This is a genomic window from Methanobrevibacter sp., from assembly GCF_017432245.1.
Taxonomy (GTDB): Archaea; Methanobacteriota; Methanobacteria; order Methanobacteriales; family Methanobacteriaceae; genus Methanobrevibacter.
Window position 1 is genome coordinate 1 of record NZ_JAFRJO010000044.1, and the last position, 6,169, is coordinate 6,169.

General features: G+C 36.2%; 2 protein-coding genes. Both read left to right on the forward strand.

The genetic code is table 11. The features are described 5' to 3' along the window. The first annotated feature begins 236 nt into the window (after positions 1-236). The gene (polC, locus tag IJI80_RS03765) at positions 237-3,650 is read left to right on the forward strand and encodes a DNA polymerase II large subunit (RefSeq protein ID WP_292787768.1); all 3,414 of its coding nucleotides are present in this window, start codon (positions 237-239) and stop codon (positions 3,648-3,650) included. Between the two features lie 326 nt (positions 3,651-3,976). Beyond that, positions 3,977-6,169, forward strand: a 2,193-nt coding sequence (gene nrdD / locus IJI80_RS03770) for an anaerobic ribonucleoside-triphosphate reductase (protein WP_292787770.1), incomplete at its 3' end; no start/stop codon positions are given.

The window sequence follows — 6,169 nt, forward strand, 5'->3', positions numbered from 1 at the left end:
ACATTTTAACTTATTTTTAGATAATAATTTTTATTTTTTTTTAAATATTTTTTTACATTTTAACTTATTTTTAGATAATAATTTTATTTTTTTACAAATTTTTTCAATTTCACATTAGTTTTTAATTGCTCTCTTAATATTTTTAAATATGATAAGGAATATAATAATATTAGAGAAAAAATCAGAAAAAATTTAATTATTATTTAACCTATCAGTTTTATTTATCAGTGATTATAATGGATGCTGGAATGGATTATTTTGAAAGATTGGAAAGTGAAACTCTTAAACTCTATGAGATAGCTAATGAGGCAAGATCAAAAGGGTTTGATGTTGAGTTAGAGACTGAAATTCCATTGGCAAAGGACTTAGCAGAGAGAGTGGAAGGGCTTGTTGGTCCTAAAGGCATTGCAAAGCGTATCAAAGAATTGGAAAAGGATATGTCTAGGGAAGAGGTTGCATTCGAGATTGCTGCTGAAATTGCATCTCAGGAATCAAATGAAACAGGTGCTAAATTAGAGGCTGAAAAACAGGCTTTTGCAGACCAAGGATTAAGAACCGCTTTAGCTATTTTAACAGAAGGGGTTGTAGCAGCTCCTTTGGAAGGTATTTCTGGAGTAAAGATCAAAAGCAATTCCGATGGAAGCAAGTATGTTGCTGTATACTTTGCAGGGCCTATTCGTAGTGCAGGAGGTACTGCAGCGGCATTATCTGTTCTTTTAGGTGATAAGATACGTGTAGCTACAGGCCTTGACATCTATAAGCCTACTGATGATGAAATAGAAAGGTATGTGGAGGAAGTTGAGCTTTACGAATCTGAAGTAACCAATTTGCAATACTCACCAACTCCTGAAGAGGTTAGGTTAGCTGCAAGAAGCATTCCAGTTGAAGTCAGTGGAGAGCCAACAGACCAGGTTGAAGTGTCTCACAGAGACTTGCCTCGTGTAGAAACCAATAACATTAGAGGTGGAGCTCTTCTTGCGATGGTAGAGGGAGTTATTCAGAAATCCAAAAAGATCTTAAAATATGCTCACACCCTTAATTTGGACAGTTGGGAATTTTTAGCTGAATATGCTAAAGGTGTAGGCTCCTCTAAGGAAGAAGAGGGTTCACAATCTGATAGTGAAGAAATAGTTGAAGAGATTGATGACAATATCATTGATAAGAATGAACTCTTTGAACACTCCAAATATGCTCATGATATCATTGGTGGAAGGCCAGTTTTAGGATATCCTTCTGAAAAGGGAGGATTCAGACTCAGATATGGTCGTTCAAGAAATACAGGTCTTGCAACTATGGGTGTTCACCCAGCAACAATGGAACTCTTGGAATTCTTGGCTGTTGGGACACAGCTCAAGATTGAAAGGCCTGGTAAAGGTAACTGTGTAGTTCCTGTAGACTCTATTGAAGGGCCAACTGTAAAGTTGAAATCAGGTGAAGTTCGCAGATTGGATTCCATTGAAGATGCTAGAAAGGTTAAAGGAAAAGTTGTTGAGATTCTTTTCCTAGGGGACATGCTTGTTGCATTCGGTGAATTCTTAAGAAATAACCAGCCGATGTTAGGTGCTTGCTGGTGCGAGGAATGGTGGATTGAAACAATAAGAAACAGCGAAAAATATCAATCATTCACTGATGAGGAAAAAGAGGCATTCAATTTAGATTCATTGCAAACCAAGAAATTCACTGTTGAAGAAGCATTTAATATAACCGAAGAGTTTAATGTGCCTTTGCATCCTGAATACACTTATTATTATAATGACATCTCCATTAAGGATTTAGTTGACTTAAGCCAGTGGTTAGATACAAAAAGGGACTACTTGGAAAAGGGATATCAAAATGGAGAGGATTTAGAACTTGATTTATCCTATCAAAAAAGAATCTTGGAAGTTATGGGCTTATGCCATAAGCTTCATGATGGAAAAGTAATAATTGACAAAAATCACGGATTTAGTTTACTTAAGACTATAACTGGGGATTATTCAAAATATCTCGCTGATGAGTATTACAAGATGAAAGTTGTTGATATCATCAATGATAATATTGATTTCGAGATTAAGGATAAGGCGCCATGCTATATCGGTACAAGGGTAGGCCGTCCTGAAAAATCCAAGGAAAGATTGATGAGGCCTGCTCCTCATGTCTTGTTCCCTATTGGAAACAATGGCGGAAACAGACGTTTAGTTGCTGAAGCCGCTAAAAAGAAAAAGATTAAGGTTGAATTTGCAAGAAGGGAATGTACAAATCCTGATTGCAGATTAAGTTCATTCCAAGCTATTTGCCCACATTGCGGATCACCTACTGTTATAGGAAAATCTGGCCCTAAAGAATTAAATCTGGCTCATATGCTTTCCAAGGCTTCAAATAATGTTGGAGTTCGTAAAGTTGATGAAGTTAAAGGTGTTGTTGGTTTAATTTCTGAAGACAAGCTTCCAGAACCTTTGGAAAAAGGTATTTTAAGAGCTAAAAATGAAGTGTTCACCTTTAAGGAAGGAACTATACGTCATGACTCAACTGATTTGCCTCTCACCCACTTCATTCCAAGTGAAATTGGGGTGACTGTTCCAAAATTATTGGAAATGGGATATACTAAGGACTGTTACGGTGAAGACATTGTAAGTGAAGACCAAATCATTGAACTTAAGGTTCAGGATATTGTGGTTTCCGATAATTGTGGAGAGTATTTGGTAGGTGTGGCTAATTTCGTTGATGATTTGCTTGAGAGATATTATGGAATGGAAAGGTTCTATAATGTGAAGGACAAATATGACTTGATTGGACATCTTATTGCAGGTCTTGCTCCCCACACATCTGCAGGAGTATTGGGCCGTATTGTAGGATTCACCAAGGCTTTAGGATGTTATGCACACCCTTATTTCCATTCTGCAAAAAGGAGAAACTGTGACAGTGATGAGGATTCTGTGCTATTGCTGTTGGATGCATTGATCAATTTCTCAAAATCCTACTTGCCAAGCACTCGTGGAGGAAGTATGGATGCTCCTTTGGTTTTATCCACCCGTATAGATCCGGAGGAGATAGATGATGAATCCCATAACTTGGACATCTTTGAAAGATTCCCATTGGAATTCTTTGAAAGGTCTCAGGAACCATTAAAACCCGCGGATATGTTAGATTTGGTGGATAATGTGGCTAAGCATTTAGGTACTGATAGGCAGTATCATGACTTGATGTTTTCCCATCACACTTCAAGCATTCATGCCGGACCAAAAGTTTGCTTATACAAACGTTTAGGTTCCATGAAAGAGAAGGTTGAAGCTCAAATCAATTTAGCTGAACTCATTAGGGCAGTTGATCAAAGGGGAGTCGTAGAAGGAGTATTGTCTTCCCACTTCTTGCCTGATATCATGGGAAATTCAAGAGCTTTCTCTAAACAGAAAGTAAGATGTCCTAAATGTGGTACTAAATATAGGAGAATGCCTTTAACCGGCAAATGCAAATGTGGTGGTGACTTGATTCTCAGTGTTTCCAAGGGATCTGTGGTCAAGTATCTTGAAATTTCACAGAACCTTGTAAATAGGTATCCTGTATCACACTACCTTGAGCAAAGATTGGAAATTCAGGAATTTGGTATTAATTCATTGTTTGAAAGTGACAAATCCAAGCAAAGTTCATTGGATGTATTCTTTGGAAAATAATTTATTTGATGTGGACTTTTATTTGATTTTCATATTTGGATAGTGAATTTCATTGGATTCTTTAATTTATTGTTTTTTAATTAAGGTTTTTCCTTAATTATTTTTAATTTTAAACAAGTTTTAAGTGTTTTCTAATTTTGAATATTCCCATAACGAATATTGTTCGTATAAAAACGAATGATTTATATACATCTTATGATATATATTATTTCGTGCAGTAACTAACTTTTTGTATAGTTACTAACTTTCGTATAATTTCAAACGGATATTATACATGTAAATACATAATTATTAGTAATCAATTTGAAAGTTTTATCTAAATTTTCATGATTACATTAATTATTAAATTAATTATTTATTATTTGATTTTTATTTTAAATGAAGGTGTTAAAGTGGAAAAAGTCGATAATGTAGAAAACGATATTAGAAGAGCTAAAATCACCGTTAAGAAAAACAACGGTGTTTGTGAAGCTTTCAGTTATGAGAAATTGTTAAAGTCCTTAGTGATGGTTGATGCTCCATACTTTGAATCTGAAAGAATTGTTTCAACTGTTGTTGAAAACTTATACGATGGAATCAGCACTAAAGAGATTAAAAAGATTGTTTACGAATGCTTGGAAGAAGTAGATTCTGAAGCAGCTAACAAATACTTAGCAAAAACTACTTTAAAAGTACGTTCTTCAAGAGATAAAATCGAACCATTCGACATGGCAAAGATTGCAAGTACCTTAGTTGAAGAAACCGGTGCTTCCCAAGAAACTGCTTTTGAAATTGCTACTGAAGTTTGGAAAGAACTTAAAAAACTCAATGTAGAATACCTTACCGCTCCAATGATTAGGGAAATCGTAAACACAAAACTTGTTGAATACGGATTAGAAGATTTAAGAAGCAGATACACTCGTTTAGGTATTCCTGTTTACAACATCACTTCCTTAATTGAAAACGGTTCAAGAGACAATGCAAACATGATGCATAACCCTGAATCCATTCACAAGTATGTTGCTGATGAAGCATTAAAACAATATGCACTCTTACACATGTTACCAGCTCACTTAGCAGATGCACACATGTCTGGTGACATTCACATTCACGACTTGGAATTCTTTGCTGGAAGACCATTGAACTGTCTCCAACATGATATAAGAGCATTCATTAAACATGGTCTTAAAGTTGACGGTACTGGAGATCACACTTCAGTTGCTGCACCTCCTTCCCATATGGAAACATTGATGAACCATACTGGTGAAATCATGTTAGCAGCACAGCAAAACATGTCTGGTGGACAAGCTATGTCCCTCTGGAACGTATTTGTTGCACCATTTGCAACCGGCAGAAGCTATGATGAAGTAAAACAATCCATTCAAATGTTAGTATACAACTTGAACATGGCTTATGCAGCAAGAGGTTCCCAAGTTCCATTTACAAGCATGCAATTAGAATTCGGAGTTCCAAAATTCTTGCAGGATGTAACTGCATACGGTCCAAAAGGACAAGTTGTAGGAACTTACGCTGACTTTGAGGATGAAACCAGAATGATCCAAAGAGCATTCACTGAAATCTTGCTTGAAGGAGATTCCGAAGGTAAACCTCACTTATTCCCAAATACTATTTACACTTTACGTGAAGAGACCTTAAAAGGTGACTATGATGATGATTTACGTTTAGTTCATGAACTTTCTGCAAAATACGGTTCATCTTACTTCGTAAACATGTTACCTAAATACAGAGGTCAAATGGCTAACTACATGGGTTGCAGAACCTGTCTCCAAGACACATGGACCGGTGACTGGGAACAAGACTGTTTAAGAACAGGTAACTTAGCTTACGTAACATTGAACTTACCAAGAATCGGATACCAATCCAGAGATGAAAACGATGTATTCGAATACTTGGACAACTACATGGATTTAGCTGTTGAAACCTTAATGATTAGAAGAAACCAAGGTCTTAACTGTTTAAACAACTTTGATATCTTACCATTCTTAGATCAAAAGGTTGATGGTGAAACCTATTACAGAATCCAAAACGCTACCTTATCATTTGGTTTCTGTGGTCTTAATGAAATGTTACTTGCATTATTTGGTGAAGGTATTGAAAACCCTGATGCAAACAAATTTGGTATCAAATGTTTAGAATACATCAACGCAAGAGCAAAATCCTTACAAGAAGAAACTGGACTCAGATGGTCTGTATTGCAAACTCCTGCTGAATCCACTGCATACAGATTTGCAACCTTGGATAAAGAGCAATTCGGAGATAAAGCAATCTTACAAGGTGACAATGGAGCTAACTACTACACTAACTCCTCACATGTACCTGTAAACAGTGACATTTCCTTTGCAGATAAAGTTAAAATCGAAGGTAAATACCACAGCTTAACTCCTGGTGGACACATCTTCCATGCATTCATGGGTGAATCCTACTCTGATCCTGATGCATTAATGAGCTTAACCAATAAGATTGCAAGAAAATCCGATATTGGTTTCTGGGCTTACAGTTCAGCATTCAGTTTCTGCTTA

Coding starts and splice junctions, on each gene's coding strand:
- polC (WP_292787768.1), top strand. CDS start 237: ATGGATGCTGGAATGGATTATTTTGAAAGATTGGAAAGTGAAACTCTT.